Below are 23981 nucleotides of genomic sequence, written 5' to 3' on the forward strand. Positions count from 1 at the left end.
CCATGACTGCCATGACGGACTTCCAGTATCCGGCCGGGTCGGGCCCCATGACGGTGCGCGACCTGGAGGGGATGCCGGATGACGGGCGAAGATACGAGCTCATCGACGGGGTGCTCCTCGTGACCCCGGCGCCAGGACTCAGACACCAGAAGATCACTTATCGGCTCTACGGCGTGCTGGAGGCTGTGTGTCCGCTCGAGTTCGACGTTCTCGGAGCGCCCTTCGCGGTGCATCACGGCGACAAGATCGAGCTGCAGCCTGACGTCCTGGTGGGCCGGGACGAGGACTTCACGGAGAAGGATCTCGCGGCGCCACCGGTGCTGGCGGTCGAGGTGCTGTCGCCGAGCACCGCGATCCACGACCTCAACACCAAGAAAGCGGTCTACGAGCGGCTCGGCACGCCCAGTTACTGGGTGATCGACCCTACCGAGCCCGCGTTGACGGTGTTCGAGCTGGACGTGGACGGCAACTACCAGCAGGTGGCCAAGGCGGCGGGCGACGAGGTCTTCGAGGCCGAGCGGCCGTTCCCGGTGCGGATCGTGCCGCGGGAGCTACTGGGCCGGCTCGGCTGAGCCCGGCTGTTCCTGGGCCTGGCGCACGTCGCGCAGCGCTTGGACCACGCCGGTGAACTCGGTCGGCCCGAGCTTGAGCCAGCGCCGGGTGCTCACCCGCTCGCCCTGCTGCGGGTGGTCGTAGCGCACCACCTGGGTCTGGATCCGCTCGTCGGCGGCGGTGACGATCCAGAGCGCGGTGTAGGACGTGTCGGCGCCGAGGTGCTGCGCGGGCGCGGTCGTGACGTCGGCGACTTCGGACCACGGCAGCTCACGGACGGTCAGCAACCGCCGGAGGCGAAGACCGCTCGGACCGGCCTGGATCCCGGAGAGGGCGCTCAACGCCATCACAACGCCGGCGACGGCGATGAACACGAGGAGGAAGATGGCTTGAGGCACGTGACCGAGGGAGATCGACACCCCGGTCAGGGCGAGTCCGATGGCGCCGAGGACAACGGCGTTGCGCTTCGCGAGATGCCGGTGCGCCTCGGGAGGTGAGATGCGCTGCCATTCACTCATGGCGGAAGTATGCCTGAGCGTCAGCGACGCCGGAGGCGGGGTTCGCCGCGGGTGTCGGCGTGCAGCCGGCGGTGGCGCAGTTCGCGGCGGAGCCGGTCGATCACGGCGTTGAACAGGGCCGGGTCGAGGATCGCGGTCTGATCGAACTGCCGTCTTCGCGCCGGTGCCGGTTCGAGCCGGCTGCGTGGCGCGAAGCACTGCACCGAGCTCTCGACGCCCTCGCCGGTGACCAGGTCGAGCCAGATCGCGTCGCGCAGGTAGCCGTCGCCGAAGCGGGCCGAGCGGCGGGCGGTGACGTCGGCGATCTCGGCCCAAGGCACCAGCCGGGTGCTCATCGTGCCCGCGGGCAGGCGGATGCCCTCGTCGCCGAGGGTGAGGTCACGCAGGCCGTCGAAGCCGCGCTTGAGCACGCGGGCGCGTGACGCCCGGAAGATCAGCACGGCGACGAGCACGGTCGCCGCGTAGGCGCCGGCGATCAGCCAGGCGGGCAGGCCGCGCACCAGCCCCAGGGCGAGGGCCGCGCCGAAGCCCGCGTCGATGACGGCGAGCAGGCCGATGAGGACCTTCGCCGGGATGGTGACGCGGGGCGGGGACTCGGACAACGGACGCTCCTGGGGCCGGACGGGCTCAGCGGTTGCCGATTATCCGGTCCGCCGTGACGAACACCGCAACCCGCCGCTCTTCGGCCATCACGCGGTCGTACTCGGCCCAGTCGTCGTGGGTGCCGGTGGCGGCGATGAAGACGTCGCGAAGCAGCTTCGGCAGCCCGGCTGCGTCGAACGCCGGGTCCGGGTCGTCCGGCCCGATCAGGTGCGTGGCGCCGGTGACGGAGTGCCAGTTCCAGCCGCGCCGGAACGTCACCGTGGCGTGCCCGGCCAGCCGCAGCAGCGCGAGCTTGTGCGCCCGGCCGAGGGCGACGAACGCGACGCCGGGTGCCCCGGTCACCGGGTCCTCGTACACCCCGGCGTTGACGACGGAGGAGTGAACGGTGCCGTCGGCGCGCGTCGTGGAGATGGTGGCGAGGCCGTTTTCCTGCAGCGACAAGGTGCGAACCTGCTCGAGATCAGCGCTCATGAACCAAGCTAACCCGGTCGCGGCGCCGGGTGTTCCGGTTTCACGGGGTGGAGTGCGGCCTTGACTGTCCGCACCGGCCGGGGAAGCCTCGTTCCATGCGGCTGGGCATCGCCCACCACTTCGGGTGGGCAGTGGCTGTCACGGCGTCGGCCGACCACCGGGTCGTGGACCGCCGGCGGATCGAGCTGGTCGAGCCCGGAGTAGCGGCAGCCCCGATCCACCACGACGGCAAACACCTCGACGACCCGGCCGCGGCGGCCCTCGTGGCGCTGGTCCGCGCGTCGGCGACCCGGGCGGCGTCGGCCGAACTGGACCGCCTCGCGGCCGCGCTGCCCGCACCGATCGTGTCGATGTCGCTGAGGGCATGGCCGCCGGATTTCCCCGAGGACATCACGGTCCAGCGCCGCGTGCCGTACGAGGCCCGCGCCGACTCGGTCATGTACCGCCAGGTCCTGGCGGAACTGGCCCACGCCCGCGGCTGGCAGGTGCACCTCTACGAAGCCAAGGACGTAGAACGCCAGGCGGCGGCCATCCTCGGCCCACGGGCGGACGAGGTACTCCACGGCCCGCGCGCGGCACTGGGCCCACCCTGGACGAAGGACCACCGAACGGCCTTGGCCGCAACGATCATGGCCGGGTGAAGTACGCCCTCAGCCGTGCGACGTGCCGGGCGGACTGGCGTCGCCCCGCCGGCTCAGCAGGGGCCGTTGTCGGTCCATGCTCCCCACTGGCCTGTGGTTCCCGGCTCCTCGCCTTGTGTCCACCACTTCGCCGTCCACTTGTGGCCGTTGTGGGAGACCGCGTTGCTGCCCGTGTACACCTGCGATGCGCTCCACGCCGGGTCCGTGCACGTGCCCGGGGTTGTCGTGCCGCCCGTGTCCCAGGCCACCTGCGACGAGCGGTAGAAGTTGATCGACTGCGCTGTCCAGCGTGGGGCCTGGGCGCCCAAGCGGGTGCGGAACGTCGTCCAGTCGTGCGTCGACCACGGGGACCAGCCCAGCTCCGCGTGGGCTGCCAGGCGGGGGAAGGCCAGGTAGTCGATGTCCGCCGGGGTGACCACCGTTTCCGCCCACAGCGGGGATTCCACTCCGCGGACCGCCGATTCGCCCACGCCCGACAGGTACGCACCCGGGTTCCAGTTGTACGCGTCCTGGACCTCGATGTAGCCCGCCCACGACAGGCCGATCGGGGTCGAGCTGTTGTACTTCATGTCCAGGTACGCCTTGTTCGCCGGCGACAGGATCACCTTGCTGCCGCGGGAAACCGCCGTCGAGACACCCGCGTCCGAGGTGGAAGTTCCCCAGAATTGCGGGGTCGCGGTCGCGGGCAAGGAAGCCTTCGCGATGTCGTGCCAGCCGATCGCCGACTTGCCGGTGGCCGTCACCAGCGGCAGCACCTTGTTCACGAACGTCACGTAGTCCGCCGCCGACGTCGATGACGCCTCGTCGCCGCCGATGTGGAGGTACGGGCCCGGGGTCAGGGCCGCCAGCTCGCGCAGGACGTCCGCGATGAACGTGTACGTGATGTCCTTCGAGATGCACAACGAGCTGTAGCCGACCGCCGTGTCCGTCCGCAGCGCCGGTGCGACGCCGTTGCAGTTCAGCTCCGCGTACGACGCCTGCGCCGCGTTCACGTGTCCCGGCATGTCGATCTCGGGGATGACCGTGATGTGCCGCGAGAGCGCGTAGTTCACGATGTCCGTGTACTGCGCCTTCGTGTAGTAACCACCCGCGCCGCCGCCGACCTGGGTGCTGCCGCCGTACGTCGTCAGGCGTGGCCAGCTGTCGATCTGGATGCGCCAGCCCTGGTCGTCGGCGAGGTGCAGGTGCAGGTTGTTGATCTTGTACTGGGCCAGCTGGTCGATGTAACGCTTGACCGTCGCCACCGGGTGGAAGTGCCGGGCGACGTCGAGCATCGCGCCGCGGTAGCCGAACCGCGGGTAGTCCACGATCGTCGCTCCCGGCACGCTCCACGGCCCCGGCTGGGCCGACGCGCTCTCGACGCTGCCGGGCAGCATCTGCCGCAACGTCTGGACGCCGGCGAAGAGCCCGTCCGCCGTCTGGGCCCGCACGGTGACCGACGACGCCGTCGACACCAGCTGGTAGCCCTGCGTGCCGACCGAGGACGGCGCGCCGCTCAGCAGCAGTGCGATGCTGTCGGCCGGCACGGACGCCGGGGCGTCGGACACCGGCAGCGCGTAGCCGGTCGACGGCCGCAGGACGCCGCCGAGGTAGGTGCCGACGTCCTTGGCCGGCGCCGAACCGGCCTCGGTGACGATCTTCGTCGTCGAGACCAGGGGGAAGCTGACGCCGGCCGCCGCGGTCACCGACACCGGCACCGGCACGATCGACTGCAGCGCGGGCGTGGCGGCCGACGCGGCCGGGGCGAGCTGGGCGGCCGTCGTACTGGCGCCGACCAGGGTCACTACGGCGAGTGCGCGGCCGAGGCGCCGCGTGCGGGCTGTCTTCACCGGTCCTCCTGGCGGGAAGGGCGCGACATCGCCGTCGCGCCTGCCCGGATCGTCGCATTTCTAGAGTTTCTGGTCTAGACCAATCTGGGTGGTGTGCGCGGGACTACGCTCGGCAGCATGTTCGACGAGCTGACGTTCCCGGTGATCGCCGCGCCGATGGCCGGTGGTCCGACCACTCCCGAGCTGGTCGCCGCGGTCACCGAAGCCGGTGGCTTCGGCTTCCTCTCGGCCGGCATGCTCACGCCCGCGGCCCTGGCCGCGCAGATCGACCGGACCGCCGAGCTGACCGGCGGCCCGTTCGGCGTCAACCTCTTCGTCCCGCAGCCGGACACCGGCGCCGACCTCACGGCCTACCGCGAACGGCTGCTCGCCGTCGCCCGCGAATACGACGTCGAGCTCGGCGAAGCGCAGTGGGACGACGACGCGTACCCGGCGAAGCTGGACGTCGTGCTCGAGAAGCGTGTTCCGGTGGTGTCGTTCACCTTCGGGACGCCGTCGCCGTCGGACGTCGTCCGGTTGCACGAGGCCGGCAGCAAGGTGCTCGTCACCGTCACCACGCCGGAAACCGCCGTCCGGGCCGCGGACCTCGGTGCCGACGCCCTGGTCCTGCAGGGGTTCGAGGCGGGCGGGCACCGATCGCTGTTCACCGACGACGCCGATCAGCCCGGCGGCGGCGCGGAGTACGGCGTCCTCGCGCTGCTGCGGCTCGTCGCCGCCCGCGTGGACGTGCCGCTCGTCGCGGCCGGTGGCCTGGTGCACGGCGGCGACGTCGCGGCCGTGCTCGCCGCCGGTGCGGCGGCCGCCCAGCTGGGCACGGTCTTCCTGCGCGCCGACGAGGCCGGCACGTCCGAGGCGCACCGCAAGGCCCTGGTCGTCGCCGAGCGCGAGACGGCGTTCACCCGCGCCTTCAGCGGACGGCCGGCGCGCGGGCTGGTCAACCGGTTCATGGACGAGCTGTCCGACGGCGCGCCCGCCGCGTACCCGCAGATCAACCGCATGGCCGGGCCGGTGCGCAAGGCGTCGGCGGCGGCCGGCGACCCGGAGGCCATCTCGCTGTGGGCGGGCCAGACCTACCCGCTCGGCTACGACGCCTCGGCGGCGGTGATCGTCGAGCGGCTCAAGGTCGAGGCGCGCGAAGCCGCCGCACGCCTCGACCGGATCCGCTAGTCCGTCTTCTCGACCTCGCCGCCCGTGCGGTTCATCAGGGAGTGCCGCTTGCTGTAGGCGAAGTAGATCACCATGCCGATCAGGAACCAGACGGCGAACCGCACCCAGGTCGCCGGCTGCAGGAACGTGATCAGCCAGATCGAGAACACGACGCCGACCGCGGGCACCACCGGCATGCCCGGCGTCTTGAACGTGCGCTTGAGGTCCGGCCGCTTGTAGTGCAGCACGATCACCGCGACGCAGACGACGACGAACGCGAGCAGGATGCCGATGTTCGTCAGCTCGGCGGCTTCACCGATCGGCAGCACCCCGGCGATGATCGCGGACGCGCCGCCGAGGATCCAGGTCATCCGGCTCGGCACCTGCGTTTTCGGGTGCGTCTTGCCGAACCACGGCGGGAGCAGGCCGTCGCGGCTCATCGAGTAGCCGACGCGGGTGGCACCCATCAGGAACGTGAACAGCACGGTGAGGATGCCGATGATCGCGCCGATCGCGATCACGGTGGCCAGCCCGTCGAGGCCGACCGACTTGAACGCCGTCGAGAAGCCGCTCTTCGGGTCGATCTCGGTGTACTTCTGCATGCCGGTCAGCACCAGGCAGGCCAGCACGTACAGCACCATCGAGATGGCCAGCGAGTAGATGATCGCCTTCGGCATGTGCCGCTGCGCGTCCTTGGACTCCTCGGCCGCCGTCGACATCGCGTCGTAGCCGAACACCGCGAAGAACACCGTCGCGGCGCCGGTCACCGCGCCGCCGAAGCCGGCCGGGGCGAACGGCGTGTAGTTGCCGGTCTTGACGTAGAAGAAGCCCACCAGGATGACGACCAGCACGATCAGGACCTTGATCCCGACCATCACCGTCTCGAACCGGGCCGCGCTGCGGATGCCGCGGTTGAGCAGGTACGCGATCAGCAGGCACAGCAGCGCGGCGAACAGGTCGACCTTGTGGCCGGGCCCGGTGCCGGGCGCGCCCAGCATCCACGCGGGCAGGTCGAGCCCGAGCTGCCCGAGCAGGAAGCTGAAGTAGCCGGAGATGCCGATCGCCACCACCGACACGATCGCCGTGTACTCCAGCAGCAGGTCCCAGCCGATGAACCAGCCGACGACCTCGCCGAGCACCGCGTAGCCGTAGGTGTAGGCCGAGCCGGCCTTCGGGATCAGGCCGGCGAACTCGGCGTAGGAGAACGCGGCCGCCGCGCTGGCGACACCGGCGATGAGGAACGAGATGAGCACGGCCGGGCCGACGCCGGGGATGCCCGCGGCGTCGTCGCCGTGCGCGACGCTGCCGGCGAGGGCGAAGATCCCCGCGCCGATGATGCCGCCGATGCCGATGGCGGTCAGCTGCCACAAGCCCAGGGTGCGTTTGAGGCCCGCGGCTTCGGAGGTGTCGGGGATCTGGTCGATCGGCTTGCGCCGGAAGATGCCGGAGCTGCTGCCCAGGCCTCCTGGAGCGGACATCATCGTCTCCCGAACGTCGGTGAACGGCCCGGATCACGGACCCAACGGGGGAACCTACCGGCAACCCCGCCGGGCTACAGCGCGAGCGATCAGCCCGCCGCGGTGTCCTCGCTCACGCCGTCGGCGGCACTCGCCGCGGCGCGCTTCGCCTGCGTGGTCCGGACCGCGCTCGCGGCGAAGAACGTGAGCAGCTCGGCGATCTCCGCCGGGTCGTCCAGCTGCGGGCAGTGCCCCCAGTCCTCGCGGACCAGCAGCCTGCTGTGCGGCACCAGCGTGTGCAGCTGGCGCCCGGACGCGGCGGTGACGAGCTTGTCCTTGCCGCACGCGACGACCAGCAGCGGCACCGTGACGGAGTCGAGCCGGTAGGCGTCGGCCAGCTCGGCGACGAGCTGCCGGGCCTGTTCCAGGCGGCTCTTGGTCGCGCGGTAGTCGGGGAAGAGCGCGGTGAAGCGCTGCACCTGGGCGACGTCGGCCGCGTGCGCGTCGGCGTAGAGGAACCGCGGGACGAGCTGCTCAGCCACCTTGCGCACCAGGAAGCCCGGCACCGGGACGGGCAGCGACGAGTACAGCCGCAGCGGCAGCGGGTAGCGGGCCATCGTGCGGATCAGCCACGAGTCCACGAAGCCCGGTGCGGCGATCGAGACGACGCCGGAGAGCGGCAACCGGGCGTTCTGGGCGGCACGCAGGCTCATGGTGCCGCCGAGGGAGTTCCCGGCCAGCACGACCGACCCGAGCACGGCCTGCTCGCGGACGACGGCGGTGGTGAACGCGTCGAGCTGCGGCAGCATCGGGCCGGGCCGCAACGGCTGGGCGTCCCCGAACCCGGGGAGGTCGACGGCGATCGCCGGGATCCCGGCGGCCGCGAGCTGCTCCAGGGCGGGGCGCCAGGTGTCGGCGCTGTCGCAGTAACCGTGCAGCAGCACCAGCCTCGGCGCGGACGGCCGCACGTGCGGAGCGGCGGCCCGCCGGCGCAACGAGCGTCGCGCGGGGGACTGCTCCGGGTCCTGGACGGGATCGCCGACCTCGAGGACGCGGGTGCGGACTCCGGCGTAGCGCCGGAAGGAGACCCGGACGGGGTCCGGGTCGCTGCTGGGCCGGCCGCCCGGTTCAGCCGGAACGGGCCGCTTCGTCGCGGTCATGACTCCAGATTAGCTGGCCGGAGTGGAGTTCCGGTGGACCTTCGGTGCTAACGACCAGATCTCGATAAGAGTCCGTTGACAATTCACGAAGTAGCCGGTACAAGCGGTGACCTGGGCGGATCCACGGCGGATCCGCCCAGGTCACGGCGATCAGCGGGTGAAGACGATCTTCCCGGCGGTGTCGCCGTCCAGCATCGCCTGGAAACCCTTGGCCGCATCGGCGAACGGAAGTTCCGCGCCGATCTGCGGCCGCACGCCGGTCAGATCGAGGTACGCGAGCAGATCCGCGAGCTCGTCACGGGTGCCCATGGTCGATCCGGAGACGCGCAGCTGCAGGAAGAAGACGCGCTGCAGCTCCGCGTTCGCGTCGGGGCCGCTGGTCGAACCCGAGACGACGATGATCCCGCCCGGCTTGAGCGACTTCACCGAGTGCGACCAGGTCGCCTTGCCGACCGTCTCGAACACCGCGTCGACGCGCTCGGGCAGCCGCGCGCCGGACTCGAACGCCTGGTGCGCGCCGAGACTCGTGGCGAGCGCGCGCTTCTCCTCGGTGCGGCCGGTGACCCAGACCCGGAACCCGGCCGCGCGGCCGAGCTGCACGAGCGCCGTCGCGACGCCGCCGGACGCGCCCTGCACGAGCATCGTCTGCCCCGGCCGGAGCCCGGACTTCACGAACAGCATCCGGTAGGCGGTCAGCCAGGCCGTGCCCATGGTGGCGGCCTCGGCGAAGTTCAGCCCGGCCGGCTTCGGGACGACGTTGCGGGCGGGCACGACGACCTGGTCGGCGAAGGTGCCCTGGTGCTTCTCGGTGAGCAGCGTGCGCTTCGGGTCGAGGGTGTCGTCACCCTGCCAGCCCGGCGCGTTGATCACCGAGTGGACGACGACCTCGGAGCCGTCGTCGAGGGTGCCGGCGCCGTCGCAGCCGAGGATCATCGGGAACTGGTCCGGCTTGATCCCGACGCCGCGCAGCGTCCAGAGGTCGTGCATGTTGAGGCTGGCCGCCTTGACGTGCACGCGGACCCAGCCGTCGGGCACGTCGGGTTCGGGACGCTCGCCGACGACGAGCGAGTCCAAGGGGCTTTCGGCGTTGGGTTCTTGCGCGTAGACGGCGAACATGTTTGGCAACGTACCGCCCCTCGGGCGCGGCGGCAGCAGACCGCGCGTAGGCTCACACCGTGTTCAACGGGCTTGCCGACTGGTGGGACGGGGTCGAGCTGTGGCTCGCCCAGGCGTGGTTCCCCGTCCAGTTCGTGCTGGTGATGGTGGTCGTGGTGCCGCTGTGCCTGGCCGCCGCCTGGGTACTCGACAAGGTCGTCGGCCTCTTCGCCAGACGACTCACCCCGGGGCGTGACGACGACCGCCCCGACCGCTCGGCATAGGCTCGCGAACCATGTTCAACCGAAGGCGGATCACCGCCGCGCTGATCGGCCTCCTCGTGCTGGTGCTGGGGGGCTGGCTGGTCAAGGACAACCTCGGCGGCTCGTCGAACTCCTCGACGGCGCCCACCACGAGCGCCGGTTCCGCCGCGCCCGCCCAGGGTGGCTCGGCGGTGCCGGGCACGGACTCGGGCCTGCCGGTCAAGGCGCTGTCCACGCTGCCGACGCAGGCCGCCGACACCTGGAAGCTGATCAAGGCGGGCGGCCCGTACCCCTACCCCCGCAACGACGACGTCGTGTTCGAGAACCGGGAGAAGCGCTTGCCCGGCAAGCAATCCGGCTACTACCACGAGTACACCGTGAAGACGCCGGGCAGTGCCGACCGCGGCGCGCGCCGGCTGATCTCCGGCCGGGCGCACGAGCTGTTCTACACCGGCGACCACTACTCGTCGTTCGTCGTCGTGGACCCGGCCCGATGACCGCCGCGGAGCAGGCGAAGGCCGCCGCGGAAGAGGCCTTCGGGCGGGGCGCGTACCCGCACCTGGTGAACGCGCGGGCCGCGGTGGACAAGGCCGGCACGCTGAGCGCGTTCGCCGAGGCACTGTCCTTTCCGGACTACTTCGGGCACAACCTCGACGCGCTCTACGACTGCCTGACCGACCTGTCGTGGCTGCCGCCGGGCGAGCACGTGCTCATCTGGCCGGGCTCGGAGGCCCTGCGCAAGGCCGAACCCAAGACCTACCTGGCGATCCGCAGCGTGCTCTCGGACGCGCAGCGCACGCTCGGGCCGAGCGGCCCGAGCGCCGGCTCGTGGCGGCTCACGGTCGTGCTGCCGGACGCCTGACAGCGCCTGACCGTGCCTGACTGTGCCTGACTGTGCCTGACAGCGCGGTACCAGCGTCGTACCAGGTCCGGCTGCGAATACTTGCGCGTGACCGAATATCGCTCGATCGACTCGCTCGACGGCACCGCGATCAGCTACGCCCATCGCGGTGCCGGGCCGGGGCTCGTGATCGTCCCCGGCAACAACCGGATGGCGCACGACTACGACCGGCTGGCCGGCGAACTCGCCGATCGGTTCGCCGTCTCGGTGATCGACCGCCGGGGGCGCGGGGCCAGCGGTCCGCAGGGCCCGGACTACACCCTCGAGCGTGAGATCGAGGATCTTCGCGCTGTCCAGCGCGCCGAAGACGCGCACCTCGTCTTCGGCCACAGCTACGGCGGCCTGGTGGCCCTGCAGTCGGCGCGCGCGGACCGGTCCCTCGACCGGCTGGTGGTGTACGAGCCGGCGGTGTCGTTGAACGGCTCGTTCGACCTGTCGTTCCTGCCCGATTTCGAGCGGCTGCTCGCGGCCGGCCGGCGAACCCGGGCCATGGCCCTGTTCCTGCACCGGACCCGCCTGACTCCGCTGCCCGGCTCGACCCCGAGGGTCGTGTTCCTCGCGCTCGCCGCTCTCCTGGTGGGTGGCCGGAGCGGCGTCGAGATGCGGGATCTCATGCCCACGACGCCACCGGAGCTGACCGAGGTCGCGCGGTACGACTCCGACGGCGCGACGTACGCCGAGGTCATGGCGAAGACACTGATGCTCGGCGGCACCAAGACCCCGGCCTACCTGCTCGGGGTGCTCGAGCCGCTGAGCCGCGTGATCCCGCGAGCGCGGGTCGAGCTGCTCGACGGGGCGGATCACAACGCCCCCGACGAGAGTGCCCCGCGGGCGGTGGCGGAGCACCTCGCCGCGTTCCTCGCCGGGTGACGGCTCGCGCGGCCGGCGTTCGGTGCGGTGGCCGCACCGAACGCCGTACCGGCTAGTCCTGCGGCACCCAGTTCGGCTTGCGCTTCTGGGCGAAGGCCAGGATGCCCTCCTGGCCTTCCTCGCTCGCGAAGAACTTCGCCGAGAGGCCGAGCATGTCCTCGAAACCGTCCGACGGCGTCGCCGGGCGGGGCCGGCTCAGCAGGGCCTTCGTCGCGGCCAGCGCGTTCGGGCCGCCCTGGGCCAAGGCCTTGACGAACCGGGCGACCTCGCCGTCCAGCTCGTCGGCGGGGACGGCGGAGTTGAGCAGGCCGATCTCGACCGCGCGGCGCGCGTCGAACGTGTCGCCGGTGAGGAACAGCTCGTGCGCGGCGCGCGCGTTCAGGCGGGGGAGCACGGTCAGCGAGATGACCGCCGGGACAACGCCGATGCGCACCTCGGAGAAGGCGAACGTCGCCTCCGGCACGGCCACGGCGATGTCGCACGCGGCGACCATGCCGATGCCGCCGGCCCGCGCGGGCCCGGCCAGCCGCGCGACGACCGGCTTCGGGCTGCTCCACAGCTGCTCGAGGATCTTCGGGAACTCGTTGACGCCCTGGTCGCCCGCGCCGGCGCCGCGGGCCTCCTTCAGGTCCATCCCCGCGCAGAACACCGGCCCGGTGTGGGTCAGCACGACCACGCGCACGGCGTCGTCCTCGGCGGCCTTCGCCAGCGAGTCCGAGAGTTCGCGGCGCAGCTGCGCCGAGAGCGCGTTGCGGTTGTGCGGGGAGTCCAAGGTGATCGTGGCGGTGCCGCCCACCACGTCGTAGTGCACCAGTTCGTCAGCCATGACCGACACCTTTACACACCCCGGGCCGTGCGGCCGGTGTGAGCCCGGGCACTTGCACGAAAATACGTGCACGAAAACTCGTGCAGGGCTACGGTGGCGGTATGCCCGAACCGCGGACCGCCGATCTCAAGGCGCTGAAGGCCCTCGCGAACCCGCTGCGCCAGCGGATCCTCGAACTGCTCACGGCCGGCGGCCCGGCGACGTCGACGACGCTCGCCCAGCAGCTCGGCGTCACCAGCGGCGGCACGAGCTACAACCTTCGGGTGCTGGCGGACAACGGTTTCGTGGCGGAGATCCCGGAGCGGGCGCACGGCCGGGAACGCTGGTGGCGCGCGGTCGAGCACGACATCCGCCTGCCGCCGCCCGGCGACCAGGAGGACCCGGCGAAGGCCGCGATCGGCGAGCTGCACCGGCTCTGGCTCGCCGGGGACACCGAGCTGTACGAACGCTTCGAGCGGGAACGGCCGGAGCTGGGCGAGTGGGCCGACGCCGTGCCGTACTCGCGCGGCGCGATCCGCGTCAACCTCGAAGAGCTCGCCGACTTCTTCGAGGCCTACCTCGCGCTCCTGCGGCGCTACCAGCGCCCGGAGGGCGAAACCCCGCCGGACGCGCGCCGGGTCGAGACGCGGCTGCTCGCGTTCCCCGCGCCCGCCGAGAAGGAGGCCGGCCTGGGCTGACGAAGAAGGCCCTGGGTGCCGAGCGGCCACTCGGCACCCAGGAAACGGAAAACCGCTCACGATCTCCCGAACCAAGGAGAACACTCCATGCTGCCCTGGGGCAAATCGCGGCTCGCTGCCGTGGTCCTCCTGCTGGGCGCGGTCACGCCGTCGACGGCGTCCGCCCAGCCACCGAACGACCTCACCTTCACCGGCGCCGGCGGGATCCCGTTGCACGCCACGGTGTTCCGCCCGGCCGGCCCGCCGAAGTCGGCGATCGTCCTGCAGGGCGGTTCGGACTGGCAGGTGCGCGACGACCTGCGCGTGCAGGTCGAGATGTTCACCCGCCTCGGCGTCACCACCCTGGTCTACGACCGCCGCACGACCGGGTACTCGAAGACCAGCCGCGACTACGGCGTGCTGGCCGACGACCTCATCGCGGCCGTCGGCGCGCTGCGCACCCAGCCGGGGGTCGACCCGGCGGACGTCGGCGTCTGGGGCGTCAGCGAAGGCGGCTGGGTCGCGCCGCTGGCCGCCACGCGTTCGCCGGCCGTCTCCTACGTGATCACCGAGGGCTCGGCCGGGATGGGCGGCGGCCGCCAGACGTCGTGGTACTGGGGCAACGTGCTGCGCCACCAAGGGATCTCGGGTTCGCTGCTGCGCACGCTGCCGGTGCAGGGCACCCGCTTCGCCGTCGGCGCCGGGTTGTTCCCCGAGGCGTACTACGACCCGGTGCCGGTGCTCGAACGGCTGAAGCAGCCGATGCTGGCGTTGTGGGGCGACTTCGACGTCAGCCACGCGCCGGTGGAGAGCTCGCGGATCTTCGCCGACGCCCTGCGCGCGAATCCGGACCACACCATCAGGTTCGTCGCCGACGGTGGTCCCGACCTCTACGCGACCACCGACGCCGGGTTCGACCGGCTGCCGCGCGTCGTGCCCGGTTACCCCGCGGCCGTCGGGGCGTGGCTGGCCGACCGGCGCGGCGTGCACGTCGAGACGCCGTCGTTCACCCAGCGCCCGACCGAGGCGCTCGCGCCCCTGGCGTGGTGGGAATCGGTGTGGGCGCAGGGAATCGTGCTGCTGGTGCTGCTCGCCGGGTTCGTGGCCGCGCTGGTCCGGCGCGCTCGCTGGCTGGGCGGGCTCGGGCTGGTGACCGTCGCCGGGTTCCTCGCCCTGCTCGGCTGGGCGCAGGCGTCCGGGATGAAGGACTTCGGGCCGGTGCTGCTCGGCCGGCCGCTGCCGTGGCTGGCGTTGCAGGGCCTGGCCGTCGCGACGGTGGTGGTGTTCGGCTTCACGGTGGCGAAACCGGCCGGCCGCCGGGTACTCCCGGTGGCCGCCGGTGTCGTCTTCCTGCCGTGGGCTCTCTACTGGGGACTGCTGCTGCCCTGACTCAGGCCGGGCAGAGCCAGTCCGGGTCGCCTTCGCGGGCCTCGACGACGGCCGCGTCCGGGGCGGGGAAGTGCTGCTTCAGCGTGAACGCCTCGGGCGTCGGCCCGTGGACGCGCAGGTGCTTGATCTTCTCTTCGGCGTCGGCGGGTGTCGGCCGGTAACCGGCCGGCACCCACCACAGCGCGGTCATCACGTCCTTCACCCGGTGGAACCACTCGCGGCGGCGCTTGAGGATCGCCAGGTGGCCCGGGGAATACGTGAAGGCGGCCAAGGTCTCCACCGACGTCCAGGAGGACATGTTGATCAGGAGACCGGACGTGCCGCGCACGTCCCATTCGAAAGCGCGGATCGAGATCGCGTTGTCGTCCTCGGTCTGCAGCCGCCAGACGAATCCCGGTGCGGCGTCGGCGAGGGCGTTGACGGGCTCGAGCGCGTCGACGAAATCCTTGAAGGACGGGTCGTCGATCGGCGCTTTCATCCGGGCGATGTTGACTTCTGCGAGTTCGTACCCCATGAGGCCACCCTACGGACGGTTCGCCGTCCGCAGGGTGGCCTTTTCACGCGGTGGTCAGCCGATGGTCGTCGTGGTGAAGACCGGGCTGGGGTTGGGGAAGCAGGCGGTGGGCGCGGTGATGTCGCCGATGAAGGTGCCCGCCACCGCCTTGAAGGTCAGGCCGGGGTCGCTGTAGCTGGTGCCGGACAGCTTCGTCTCGATGGTGCCGGACGCGCCCGCGGTCAGGTGCGCGGTGATGGTCGGCAGCTCGAAGGTGGCGCCGCCGGCGATCGGGCCGGGGAAGCTCAGGGTCGCGACGCCGCCGGAGACGGCGATCGCCGGCGCGGTGGAACCGAGGCCGGAGCCGCCGGCGAGGTCGGCGCTGACGTAGGTGGAGTTCGCGGGGATCGGGAACTTCAGCGCGAAGGTGTTGATGTTCTTCACGGTGTTCCCGGCGACCTCGCCGGGCACCTCGTTCGGCGCCGGGTCGATGACGACGTCGAAGGCGGCACCGGGCGCGACGGTGGCGGGCGCGGTGACGTCGGCGTCCTGGTTCAGCGAGACCTGCTGCGGCCCGATGATCGGGGCGTCGGCCTGGCAGTCGAAGGCGATGGTGGTGGTGGCCGCCGAAGCCGGGGCGGCGAGGGCCAGCGGGAGGGCCGCGGCCGCGGTCAGAGCGGCCAGCCGGGAAAAGTGAAGCGCTTTCATCTGTATCCACCTACCTGCGGTTTTGGAGGGGAGGAACGAGAGCTGCGCAGCGCTTAGATAGTTACCGGCAAGTTAACTAGCCCGTCAAGGATTTACCGTTCCCAGGCACGGTGGGTAACAGAAATGTGAATAAGACTCGCCTTTTGGCGGTGGTGATCTTCGCGGGTGATCGTTCCGGCGCACTCAGCGTGGTCTAGACGTACGCTCCGGCGCGCAGCAGCTCGGTGACGGCGGTGGCGTACCGGGCGATCACGACGTCCGCGACGCGCGGGTCGTCCGCCAGCGGCGACGCGAGGAACGCGCCCGGGTCCGCTTCGCGGGCCAAACGCGCGATCCGGTCCGGCAGCAGGCCTGGCGCCAGGAACCACGACGCCACGATCAGGTGCTTCACGCCCCGGTCCCGCAGGCGTGCGGCGGCCGTGGGGATGTCCGGCTGGGTCGCCGAAGCGAACGCCTCGCTCGCCGGGAGCCCGAGCCGCTCCTCCCAGCGCGCGGCCACCGCGGCGATGACGGCATTGGCGGAAGCGTTGGACGAGCCGACCGCGCTGAGCAGCACACCCGTGCCACGCCGTCGCGGCGCCGCGGAAAGCCGGTCCAGCGCTACCGCTTCCAGCGCCGGGTCCGCGCCGAGCACGTCCGACACCTGGACGCGGAAACCGGGGCACTCGGCGGTCACCGACGACACCAGCGCCGGCAGGTCGACTCGCGCGTGGAACGCGCTGCCCAGCAGCAGCGGCACCACGACCGCCGTCCGGTGCCCGGCCGCGTACAGCTCCCGCAGGACATCCGTCACCCGCGGCTCCGACAGGTCCAAAAAGGACTCGTGCACCGACAGTCCCGGTGCTCGCGTGCGCACGACGTCGACCAGGGCCCGCACGGTCGACGCCGAGCGGGGGTCACGGCTGCCGTGCGCGACGGCGACCAGGGGCGGGGTCACGAGAACCGCTCACCCACCAGCCCGGCGGCCAGGGTGTCGCCGTCCTTCGGGTCGATCACCAGGAACGCGCCGGTGCGCGGGCTGACGCCGTAGTCGTCGACGCTCAGCTCCTCGGCCAATGTCAGGGTGACCAGGCCGATGTCGTTCAGCTCCAGCGAAGCCGGTCCGGCCACGCTGGCCAGCTTCTGCTCGTCGAACCGCGCGTGCAGCTCGCCGACCAGCGCCTGGACCGTGCGCGCGCCGTGCTTGACCAGCACCCGCGCGCCCGGCTTGAGCGGCTTCGACGACAGCCAGCACAGCGTGCCGGTGATCTCGTCGGTCACCTCCGGCGGCGAGTCCGCGGCCGCGATCAGGTCGCCGCGGGAGATGTCGATGTCGTCGGCCAGCAGCAGCGTCACCGACGTCCCGGAACCGGCCTCTTCGAGCGGGCCGTCGGCGGTGTCGATCCGCTCCACGCGGCTGCGGATACCTTGCGGCAGCACGACGATCTCGTCACCCGGGCGGACCGTGCCCGCGGCGATCTGGCCCGCGTACCCGCGGTAGTCCGGGTACTCGGGCGTGCGCGGGCGGATGACGTACTGCACCGGGAACCGCAGCGCCGAGTCGTGCGGGTCGGGGGCCACCGGCACCTCTTCCAGGTGCTCCAGCAGGCTCGGGCCGGAGTACCACGGCGTCCGGTCCGAGCGCGACGCGACGTTGTCGCCCTCCAGCGCCGACACCGGGACCGCGAGCACCGAACCACGCTGGTAGCCCAGGGATTCGGCGTGCGTGGCGAACTCCTCGGCGATCACCGCGAACGTCGCTTCGTCGTAGCCGACGAGGTCGATCTTGTTCACCGCGAGCACCAGCTGGGGCACGCCGAGCAGCGCGAGCACGGCCGCGTGCCGCCGGGTCTGCTCGATGACGCCCTTGCGCGCGTCGACCAGCAGCACGGCCAGCTGCGCGGTGGACGCGCCGGTCACCGTGTTGCGCGTGTACTGCACGTGCCCGGGCGTGTCGGCCAGCACGAACGACCGCTTCGGCGTCGCGAAGTAGCGGTAGGCGACGTCGATGGTGATGCCCTGCTCGCGTTCCGAGCGCAGGCCGTCGACGAGCAGGGACAGGTCCGGTGTGGACAGTCCCTTGTCGACGGACGCGCGGGTGACGGCGTCCAGCTGGTCGGCCAGCACGGACTTCGTGTCGTAGAGCAGCCGGCCGACGAGCGTGGACTTCCCGTCGTCGACGCTCCCGGCCGTCGCGAGCCGTAGCAGGCTGGACATCAGAAGTACCCCTCACGCTTGCGGTCTTCCATGGCCGCCTCGGACATCCGGTCGTCGGCGCGGGTGGCGCCGCGCTCGGTGAGCCGCGAGGCGGACACCTCGGCGATGACCTCTTCGACGGTGCTCGCGGTGGACTCGATCGCGCCGGTGCAGGAGCCGTCGCCGACGGTCCGGTAGCGCACGGTCCGCTCACGGACCTCTTCGCCCGGCCGCGGCCCGCCCCACGGGCCTTCGGCGAGCCACATGCCGTCGCGCAGGTACACCTCGCGCTGGTGCGCGTAGTAGATCGACGGCAGCTCGACCTTCTCGCGGGCGATGTAGTTCCAGACGTCCGCCTCGGTCCAGTTGGACAACGGGAAGACGCGGACCTGCTCGCCCGGGCGGTGCCGGCCGTTGTACAGGTTCCACAGCTCGGGCCGCTGGCGCCGCGGCTCCCACTGGCCGAAGGAGTTGCGGAGGCTGAAGATCCGCTCCTTGGCCCGGGCGCGCTCCTCGTCGCGGCGGCCGCCGCCGAACACGGCGTCGAACCTGTTCGCCGAGATGGTGTCGAGCAACGGCGTGGTCTGCAGCGGGTTGCGCATCCCGTCGGCGCGTTCCTCCAGGCGCCCGTCGTCGATCCAGTCCTGGACCTTCGCGACGACCAGGCGCAGCCCGTGCTGCTCGACGACGCGGTCGCGGAACTCGATGACCTCGTCGAAGTTGTGCCCGGTGTCGACGTGCAGCAGCGGGAACGGCACCGGCGCCGGCCAGAACGCCTTGATCGCCAGGTGCAGCAGCAGCGTCGAGTCCTTGCCGCCGGAGAAGAGGATCACCGGGCGGTCGAACTCGCCGGCCACCTCCCGGAAGATGTGGATCGCTTCGGATTCGAGCGCGGCCAGATTGTCCTGTGCCGCATCAACAGCGGTTGGGGGGTCCAGGGGGGCTCGTCCCCCGGCTGGGGTCTGGGGCTTGGCCCCAGAATTCACAGCGGGCTCCAGAGTCGTCATGCGTCCCTTTCCTCAACCGTGCAGTCCGCACTCGGTCTTCGACTGGCCCGCCCACCGGCCGCTGCGGGCGTCCTGGCCCGGCTCGACCCTGGCCGTGCAGGGCGCGCAGCCGATCGAGAGGTAGCCGATCGAGACCAGCGGGTTCTCGAGGATCCCGTGCTCGGCGATGTAGCCGTTGAACTCGTCGTCGGTCCAGGCGGCGATCGGGTTGATCTTCACCAGGCCGTTGCGGTCGTCCCAGGTGACGATCGGGGTGTTCGCGCGGGTCGGCGCGTCGACCCGGCGGACGCCGGTGATCCACGCCGAGTAGTTGCCCAGGGTCTTGCGCAGCGGCACGACCTTGCGCAGGTTGCAGCACTGCGTCGGGTCGCGGTCGTGCAGCTTCTCGCCGTACTCGGCGTCCTGCTCGGCGACGCTCTGCTCGGCCTGCGCGTTGACGATCTTGACGTTCGGGTAGACGGCCTGCACCGCGTCGCGGGTGCCGATCGTCTCGGCGAAGTGGTACCCGGTCTCCAGGAACAGGACGTCCACATCGGACTTCGCCTTCGTGGCGAGGTCGATCAGCACGGCGTCCTGCATGTTGGACGCGACGATGAAGTCGTCGCCGAACGTGTCGACGGTCCAGCGGATCGCCTCGTCCGCGGTCGCGTCCGCCAGCTCCTTCGAAGCGCGTTCGGCGAGGGTCTTGTAGTCGGCTGTGGCGGTCATCGGGACACCTCCGGGAGGGACAGTCCGAGGAACTTCACCGAGAAGACCCGGCGACAACCGGAACACAGCCAGCCGCCGTTCTCTTCCGGGCGCAGGTCCTCGTCGCCGCAGTACGGGCAGTAGTACGGCGCCGCGCGTTCGGTGCTCGTCACTGCAAAACGCTCTCTTCGGCCCGCGCCGCCCACTGCGGGAACCGCTCGCCGGGTTCGCGCCCGGCGACGTAGGCGCGCACGACGCGTTCGACGTACCCGGTCAGCTCCGCCGCGGTCACCTTGTGCCCGCGCAGCTTCCGGCCGAACCCGGCGTCGAGGCCGAGGCCGCCGCCGAGGTGCACCTGGAAGCCCTCGACCTGGTTGCCGTCGGCGTCGGTGACGATCTGGCCCTTGAGGCCGATGTCCGCGGTCTGGATCCGCGCGCAGGAGTTGGGGCAGCCGTTGAGGTGCACGCTGACCGGGGTGTCCAGCTCGGCCTGGATGTCCGCGAGGGACTTCTCCAGGTCCGTGACCAGCTGCTGCGCCCGGGCCTTCGTCTCGACGATGGCGAGCTTGCAGAACTCCAGCCCGGTGCAGGCCATCACCCCGCGCCGCCACGGCGACGGGTTGCTGTCGAGGCCCAGCTCCACCAGCGCCGCCTGCAGTGCCGGGACCTGCGCCTCGGGGACGTCGAGCACGACGAGCTTCTGCTGCGGGGTGAGCCGGACCCGGTTCGACCCGGCCCGCTCGGCGGCCTCGGCGACGGCGACGAGCGTGTCACCGGAGACGCGCCCGGCGATCGGCGCCGCGCCCACGTAGAACTTGCCGTCGACCTGCGGGTGCACCCCGACGTGGTCGATCGGGGCCGCAGGTGTCTCCGGGGCCGGGCCGTCGATCAGCTCACGCTTGAGGTACTCGTCCTGCAGCACCTGGCGGAACTTCCCGGCACCCCAGTCCTTGACCAGGAACTTGATCCGGGCACGGGCGCGCAGCCGCCGGTAGCCGTAGTCGCGGAAGAGCGAGATGACGCCTTCCCAGACGTCCGGGATCTCGTCGCGCGGCACCCAGGCGCCGAGGCGCTGCCCGATCATCGGGTTGGTGGACAGGCCGCCGCCGACCCAGAGGTCGAAGCCGGGGCCGTGCTCGGGGTGGTTCACGCCGACGAACGCGATGTCGTGGATCTCGTGCGCGACGTCGGACTGGCCGGAGATGGCGGTCTTGAACTTGCGCGGCAGGTTCGAGTAGGCCGGGTCGCCGATGTAGCGGCGCTTGATCTCCTCGATCGCCGGCGTGCCGTCGATGACCTCGTCCGCCGCGATGCCCGCGACGGGGGAGCCGAGGATGACGCGCGGGCTGTCGCCGCAGGCCTCCATCGTGGTCATGCCGGACTTCTCGAGCTTGTCCCAGATCGTCGGCACGTCTTCGATCCGGATCCAGTGGTACTGGATGTTCTGCCGGTCGGTGATGTCGGCGGTGCCGCGCGCGTGGGTCTGGGAGATCTCGCCGAGCACGGCGAGCTGCTCGGTGGTCAGCGCGCCGCCGTCGAGCCGGACGCGCAGCATGAAGTAGCGGTCGTCCAGCTCCTCCGGCTCCAGCGTCGCGGTGCGGCCGCCGTCGATGCCGGGCTTGCGCTGGGTGTAGAGGCCGAACCAGCGGAACCGGCCGCGCAGGTCGCCGGGGTCGATGGCGTCGAACCCGCGGTGGGCGTAGATGTTCTCGATCCGCGCGCGCACGTTGAGCGGGTTGTCGTCCTTCTTGGACCGCTCGTTCGGGTTCAGCGGCTCCCGGTAACCGAGCGCCCACTGCCCTTCGCCGCGCTTCTGCTTGACGCGCGCGGGGCGGGCGGGGGTATCACGCGTTGGCGAGGCCATGGGGGCGTCCTCCGAGAGGCTTTCGTGGCACCGGGGGACGCGAAAACACCTTCCCTCCGGCGCCGCTGTCCAGATTTCGTGGCAGTGGTGGCGACGCAGTCAGCGAACGGGCACGCAGAGGGCACTGGCGACCCGCAGGAGGTCGACGTGGCGGCGTGCCACGAGGAGAACACCGGCAGAAGTCACCCGCTCAGCGTGCCACGCGTCCACAATGTGGTCCAGGCCTGTCCGGATGGTGGGAGAAGGGTCACTAACCAGCGAGAATGCGCCGCCCGGCGGACCCCCGACCTGCGCCTGGGAGGCGCCGGGCCCGCCGCGGCCGGTGTCAACCGCTCGACGGCCGGGTCGATGGGGGCCGGACAGCGCAGTGGCTCTCGTCCGGCTCGGCGCGGTGAGCGGTGTTGACCCGAACGGGCCCTCGGCGGGGGCCAGGCCGTGGTGGGGTGGACAATCGGAGGGTGCCTGACCTGCGTCCCGACCCCGCCACACCGATCGACCCGGCCCTGCCGGAAAGCGCGCTGAAGGGTCTCGGCAGCAGAGCGTTCGGCGTCTACGTGCACGTCCCGTTCTGCGCGACCCGCTGCGGCTACTGCGACTTCAACACCTACACCGCGGGCGAGCTGGACTCCGGCTCGTCACCGCAGTCGTGGCTGGAAGGGCTGCGCCGGGAGCTGGAGCTGGCCGCAAAGGTGCTGGTCGTGCCGCCCGCCGCGGAGACGGTCTTCGTCGGGGGCGGCACGCCGTCGCTGCTCGGCGCCGACGGGCTGCGGTCGGTGCTCGACGCCGTCCGCGACGTCTTCGGCCTCGCGCCCGGCGCCGAGGTCACCACCGAGTCGAACCCGGAGTCGACGTCGCCGGAGTTCTTCGCCGGGATCCGCGAGGCCGGGTACACGCGGGTGTCGCTGGGCATGCAGTCCGCGGCCCGGCACGTGCTCAAGATCCTCGACCGCGTGCACACGCCCGGCCGGCCGGGGAAGGCCGCCGCGGAAGCGCGCGCGGCCGGGTTCGAGCACGTGAACCTGGACGTGATCTACGGCACGCCGGGCGAGCGCCGCGAAGACCTGCAGGCGACGCTGGAGGCCGTGCTGGCCGCCGGGGTCGACCACGTCTCGGCGTACGCGCTGATCGTCGAGGAGGGCACGGCGCTGGCCCGCCGCGTCCGCCGCGGTGAGCTGCCCGCCCCGGACGACGACGTGCTGGCCGCGGACTACGAGATGATCGACGCGACGCTGTCGGCGGCCGGCCTGAGCTGGTACGAGGTGTCGAACTGGGCGGCCACCGACGCCGCCCGCTGCCGCCACAACCTCGCCTACTGGCGCGGTGACGACTGGTGGGGCGCCGGGCCGGGCGCGCACAGCCACGTCGGCGGGGTGCGCTGGTGGAACGTCAAGCACCCGGCGCGCTACACGTCGCTGCTCGCCGCCGGCGACTCGCCCGCGGGCGGGCGCGAGGTGCTCACCGACGACGACCAGCACCTCGAACGGATCATGCTCGAGCTGCGCGTCGCCGAAGGACTGCCGCTGGACGTGCTGGACGAGCCGGGCCTGGCGGAGGCCCGCGCGGCGGCGGCCGAAGGGCTGCTCGATCCGTCCGCATTGGACTCCCGCGGCCGCGCGGTGCTGACCGACCGCGGCCGCCTGCTGGCCGACGGTGTCGTCCGCCGGCTTGCGGGATGAGGCCGTCCCGGGCATAAATCTCCGGCGCACGTCGTTACTTGCATCAAGCAACGACGTTCGAGGAGGGCCCATGGCGCGCGCGATCAGGTTCGGCGAGTACGGCGAAGCGGACGTCCTGCGGGTGGAAGACGTCCCGCGGCCCGCGCCCGGACCGGGCCAGGTGCTCGTCGAGGTCCGCGCCGCCGGGATCAACCCCGGGGAGAGCTCGATCAGACGCGGTCTGCTGCACGACCGCTGGCCGGCGACCTTCCCTTCGGGCCAGGGCAGCGACTTCGCGGGTGTCGTCGCCGAACTCGGCGAAGGCGTCGAGGAGATCGAGGTCGGCGACGAGGTCATCGGCTTCGTCGAGACCCGGTCCAGCCAGGCGGAGTTCGTCGTGGCGCCGGCGGAGAACCTGACGCCGCGCCCCGACGGCGTGTCCTGGGAAGCGGCCGGTTCGCTGTTCGTCGCCGGTGCCACCGCGTACGCCGCGGTGCGCGCGGTGTACCCGCGCGAAGGCGAGACGGTCGTCGTCTCGGGGGCCGCGGGCGGGGTCGGCTCGCTGGCCGTCCAGCTCGCGAAGCTGTCCGGAGCCACGGTGATCGGCCTCGCGAGCGAGGCGAACCACGCGTGGCTGCGCAAGCTCGACGTCGTCCCGGTCGCCTACGGCGAGGGCGTCGAAGACCGGATCAGGGCCGCGGCGCCGAACGGCGTCCAGGCGTTCGTCGACACCTACGGCTCCGGCTACGTCGACCTCGCGCTGCGCCTCGGCGTCTACGCGGGCCGGATCGACACGATCATCGACTTCGCCGCGGCCGAGAAGTACAACGTGAAGGCCGAGGGCAGCGCCGCCGCGTCGTCGGCGGACGTCCTGCGCGAGCTGGCGACGCTGATCGCCAAGGGCCTGCTGGAGGTGCCGATCGCGAGCGTGTACCCGCTCGACGAGGTGCAGCACGCCTACCTCGAGCTGGAGCAGCGCCACACGCGCGGCAAGATCGTCCTGGTCCCCTGACGC

28 protein-coding genes are annotated in these 23981 nt (G+C 71.5%); 11 read left to right on the forward strand and 17 right to left on the reverse strand.

Translation table 11 applies throughout. The annotated features are described in order from the left end of the window. The first annotated feature begins 2 nt into the window (after positions 1 to 2). Positions 3 to 572 (forward strand): Uma2 family endonuclease, encoded by a 570-nt coding sequence (locus tag OHS58_RS01245; protein ID WP_328646862.1) that lies wholly within the window; start codon positions 3 to 5, stop codon positions 570 to 572. On the opposite strand, the gene OHS58_RS01250 is transcribed toward OHS58_RS01245, so the two are convergent. Genes OHS58_RS01250 through OHS58_RS01260 form a run of 3 tightly spaced genes read right to left on the reverse strand, consistent with a single transcriptional unit; the run spans position 552 to position 2144 of the window. Then, the gene (locus tag OHS58_RS01250; protein WP_326959452.1) at positions 552 to 1070 is read right to left on the reverse strand and encodes a PH domain-containing protein; all 519 of its coding nucleotides are present in this window, start codon (positions 1068 to 1070) and stop codon (positions 552 to 554) included. The two genes, OHS58_RS01245 and OHS58_RS01250, sit on opposite strands and share 21 nt — an antisense overlap. 20 nt (positions 1071 to 1090) lie before the next feature. Then, positions 1091 to 1672, reverse strand: a complete 582-nt coding sequence (locus tag OHS58_RS01255) for a hypothetical protein (protein WP_326959454.1) — start codon at positions 1670 to 1672, stop codon at positions 1091 to 1093. Between the two features lie 25 nt (positions 1673 to 1697). Then, positions 1698 to 2144, reverse strand: a complete 447-nt coding sequence (locus OHS58_RS01260; protein WP_326943315.1) for a pyridoxamine 5'-phosphate oxidase — start codon at positions 2142 to 2144, stop codon at positions 1698 to 1700. 95 nt (positions 2145 to 2239) lie between these two features. Here OHS58_RS01260 and OHS58_RS01265 point away from each other — a divergent pair, with 95 nt between their 5' ends. Beyond that, complete coding sequence (locus OHS58_RS01265) at positions 2240 to 2785, forward strand: hypothetical protein (RefSeq protein WP_328646863.1); 546 nt, start codon at positions 2240 to 2242, stop codon at positions 2783 to 2785. A 53-nt stretch (positions 2786 to 2838) separates the two neighbouring features. On the opposite strand, the gene OHS58_RS01270 is transcribed toward OHS58_RS01265, so the two are convergent. Next, the gene (locus OHS58_RS01270) at positions 2839 to 4614 is read right to left on the reverse strand and encodes a family 20 glycosylhydrolase (protein WP_328646864.1); all 1776 of its coding nucleotides are present in this window, start codon (positions 4612 to 4614) and stop codon (positions 2839 to 2841) included. Positions 4615 to 4731: 117 nt separating this feature from the next. Here OHS58_RS01270 and OHS58_RS01275 point away from each other — a divergent pair, with 117 nt between their 5' ends. Beyond that, complete coding sequence (locus tag OHS58_RS01275) at positions 4732 to 5781, forward strand: NAD(P)H-dependent flavin oxidoreductase (protein ID WP_328646865.1); 1050 nt, start codon at positions 4732 to 4734, stop codon at positions 5779 to 5781. Here the strand turns inward: OHS58_RS01275 and OHS58_RS01280 are convergent. From OHS58_RS01280 to OHS58_RS01290, 3 genes are all read right to left on the reverse strand, one after another. Further along, positions 5778 to 7238, reverse strand: coding sequence for an amino acid permease (locus OHS58_RS01280; RefSeq protein ID WP_326959461.1), 1461 nt, complete (start codon positions 7236 to 7238; stop codon positions 5778 to 5780). The two genes, OHS58_RS01275 and OHS58_RS01280, sit on opposite strands and share 4 nt — an antisense overlap. Positions 7239 to 7327: 89 nt before the next feature. Then, on the reverse strand, positions 7328 to 8377 hold the full coding sequence (locus tag OHS58_RS01285; RefSeq protein WP_326943310.1) for an alpha/beta fold hydrolase: 1050 nt from the start codon (positions 8375 to 8377) through the stop codon (positions 7328 to 7330). A 150-nt stretch (positions 8378 to 8527) separates the two neighbouring features. Further along, the gene (locus OHS58_RS01290; RefSeq protein ID WP_247055144.1) at positions 8528 to 9493 is read right to left on the reverse strand and encodes a quinone oxidoreductase family protein; all 966 of its coding nucleotides are present in this window, start codon (positions 9491 to 9493) and stop codon (positions 8528 to 8530) included. A gap of 59 nt (positions 9494 to 9552) precedes the next feature. On the opposite strand from OHS58_RS01290, the gene OHS58_RS01295 reads away from it, so the two are divergent. The 4 genes from OHS58_RS01295 (at position 9553) to OHS58_RS01310 (ending at position 11506) form a co-directional block, all read left to right on the forward strand. Beyond that, complete coding sequence (locus OHS58_RS01295; RefSeq protein WP_247055142.1) at positions 9553 to 9756, forward strand: hypothetical protein; 204 nt, start codon at positions 9553 to 9555, stop codon at positions 9754 to 9756. Between the two features lie 11 nt (positions 9757 to 9767). Then, a complete protein-coding gene (locus OHS58_RS01300; RefSeq protein WP_326943309.1) occupies positions 9768 to 10232 on the forward strand; it encodes a ribonuclease domain-containing protein in 465 nt (154 codons plus the stop codon). Beyond that, positions 10229 to 10597 (forward strand): barstar family protein, encoded by a 369-nt coding sequence (locus OHS58_RS01305; RefSeq protein WP_247055138.1) that lies wholly within the window; start codon positions 10229 to 10231, stop codon positions 10595 to 10597. The genes OHS58_RS01300 and OHS58_RS01305 overlap by 4 nt, the downstream gene beginning before the upstream one ends. 87 nt (positions 10598 to 10684) lie before the next feature. Next, the gene (locus OHS58_RS01310; protein WP_328646866.1) at positions 10685 to 11506 is read left to right on the forward strand and encodes an alpha/beta fold hydrolase; all 822 of its coding nucleotides are present in this window, start codon (positions 10685 to 10687) and stop codon (positions 11504 to 11506) included. 52 nt (positions 11507 to 11558) lie between these two features. Here OHS58_RS01310 and OHS58_RS01315 read toward each other — a convergent pair whose 3' ends face one another. Then, on the reverse strand, positions 11559 to 12332 hold the full coding sequence (locus OHS58_RS01315) for an enoyl-CoA hydratase family protein (protein ID WP_328646867.1): 774 nt from the start codon (positions 12330 to 12332) through the stop codon (positions 11559 to 11561). Positions 12333 to 12433: 101 nt separating this feature from the next. Here OHS58_RS01315 and OHS58_RS01320 point away from each other — a divergent pair, with 101 nt between their 5' ends. Both OHS58_RS01320 and OHS58_RS01325 read left to right on the forward strand, forming a co-directional pair. Next, on the forward strand, positions 12434 to 13009 hold the full coding sequence (locus tag OHS58_RS01320) for an ArsR/SmtB family transcription factor (protein ID WP_328646868.1): 576 nt from the start codon (positions 12434 to 12436) through the stop codon (positions 13007 to 13009). 87 nt (positions 13010 to 13096) lie between these two features. Next, on the forward strand, positions 13097 to 14377 hold the full coding sequence (locus OHS58_RS01325) for an alpha/beta hydrolase family protein (protein WP_328646869.1): 1281 nt from the start codon (positions 13097 to 13099) through the stop codon (positions 14375 to 14377). A 1-nt stretch (position 14378) separates the two neighbouring features. Here OHS58_RS01325 and OHS58_RS01330 read toward each other — a convergent pair whose 3' ends face one another. The 9 genes from OHS58_RS01330 to OHS58_RS48655 form a co-directional block, all read right to left on the reverse strand. Further along, positions 14379 to 14891 (reverse strand): DUF3291 domain-containing protein, encoded by a 513-nt coding sequence (locus OHS58_RS01330; protein WP_326943304.1) that lies wholly within the window; start codon positions 14889 to 14891, stop codon positions 14379 to 14381. Positions 14892 to 14945: 54 nt separating this feature from the next. Further along, entirely contained in the window at positions 14946 to 15578 is a 633-nt protein-coding gene (locus tag OHS58_RS01335; protein WP_326959472.1) for a cyclase, read from the reverse strand. Between the two features lie 193 nt (positions 15579 to 15771). Further along, positions 15772 to 16515, reverse strand: coding sequence for a sirohydrochlorin chelatase (locus OHS58_RS01340; protein WP_328646870.1), 744 nt, complete (start codon positions 16513 to 16515; stop codon positions 15772 to 15774). Then, entirely contained in the window at positions 16512 to 17774 is a 1263-nt protein-coding gene (locus OHS58_RS01345) for a sulfate adenylyltransferase subunit 1 (protein WP_328646871.1), read from the reverse strand. Before OHS58_RS01345 ends, OHS58_RS01340 begins: the two co-directional genes overlap by 4 nt. Continuing rightward, on the reverse strand, positions 17774 to 18760 hold the full coding sequence (gene cysD, locus OHS58_RS01350) for a sulfate adenylyltransferase subunit CysD (protein WP_328646872.1): 987 nt from the start codon (positions 18758 to 18760) through the stop codon (positions 17774 to 17776). Before cysD ends, OHS58_RS01345 begins: the two co-directional genes overlap by 1 nt. A gap of 12 nt (positions 18761 to 18772) precedes the next feature. Next, the gene (locus OHS58_RS01355; protein ID WP_328646873.1) at positions 18773 to 19468 is read right to left on the reverse strand and encodes a phosphoadenylyl-sulfate reductase; all 696 of its coding nucleotides are present in this window, start codon (positions 19466 to 19468) and stop codon (positions 18773 to 18775) included. After that, positions 19465 to 19620, reverse strand: a complete 156-nt coding sequence (locus OHS58_RS01360) for an Insertion element protein (RefSeq protein ID WP_328646874.1) — start codon at positions 19618 to 19620, stop codon at positions 19465 to 19467. Before OHS58_RS01360 ends, OHS58_RS01355 begins: the two co-directional genes overlap by 4 nt. Next, positions 19617 to 21311, reverse strand: coding sequence for a nitrite/sulfite reductase (locus tag OHS58_RS01365; RefSeq protein WP_328646875.1), 1695 nt, complete (start codon positions 21309 to 21311; stop codon positions 19617 to 19619). Before OHS58_RS01365 ends, OHS58_RS01360 begins: the two co-directional genes overlap by 4 nt. Before the next feature lie 99 nt (positions 21312 to 21410). Continuing rightward, positions 21411 to 21800, reverse strand: a complete 390-nt coding sequence (locus OHS58_RS48655) for a putative leader peptide (protein ID WP_442875511.1) — start codon at positions 21798 to 21800, stop codon at positions 21411 to 21413. Here OHS58_RS48655 and hemW point away from each other — a divergent pair. After that, the gene (gene hemW, locus OHS58_RS01370; RefSeq protein WP_442788304.1) at positions 21755 to 22987 is read left to right on the forward strand and encodes a radical SAM family heme chaperone HemW; all 1233 of its coding nucleotides are present in this window, start codon (positions 21755 to 21757) and stop codon (positions 22985 to 22987) included. The genes OHS58_RS48655 and hemW overlap by 46 nt on opposite strands. 70 nt (positions 22988 to 23057) lie before the next feature. Continuing rightward, complete coding sequence (locus tag OHS58_RS01375) at positions 23058 to 23978, forward strand: NADP-dependent oxidoreductase (protein ID WP_328646876.1); 921 nt, start codon at positions 23058 to 23060, stop codon at positions 23976 to 23978. Positions 23979 to 23981 lie beyond the last annotated feature (3 nt).

The sequence above is a fragment of the Amycolatopsis sp. NBC_00348 genome (assembly GCF_036114655.1).
Lineage (GTDB): Bacteria > Actinomycetota > Actinomycetes > Mycobacteriales > Pseudonocardiaceae > Amycolatopsis.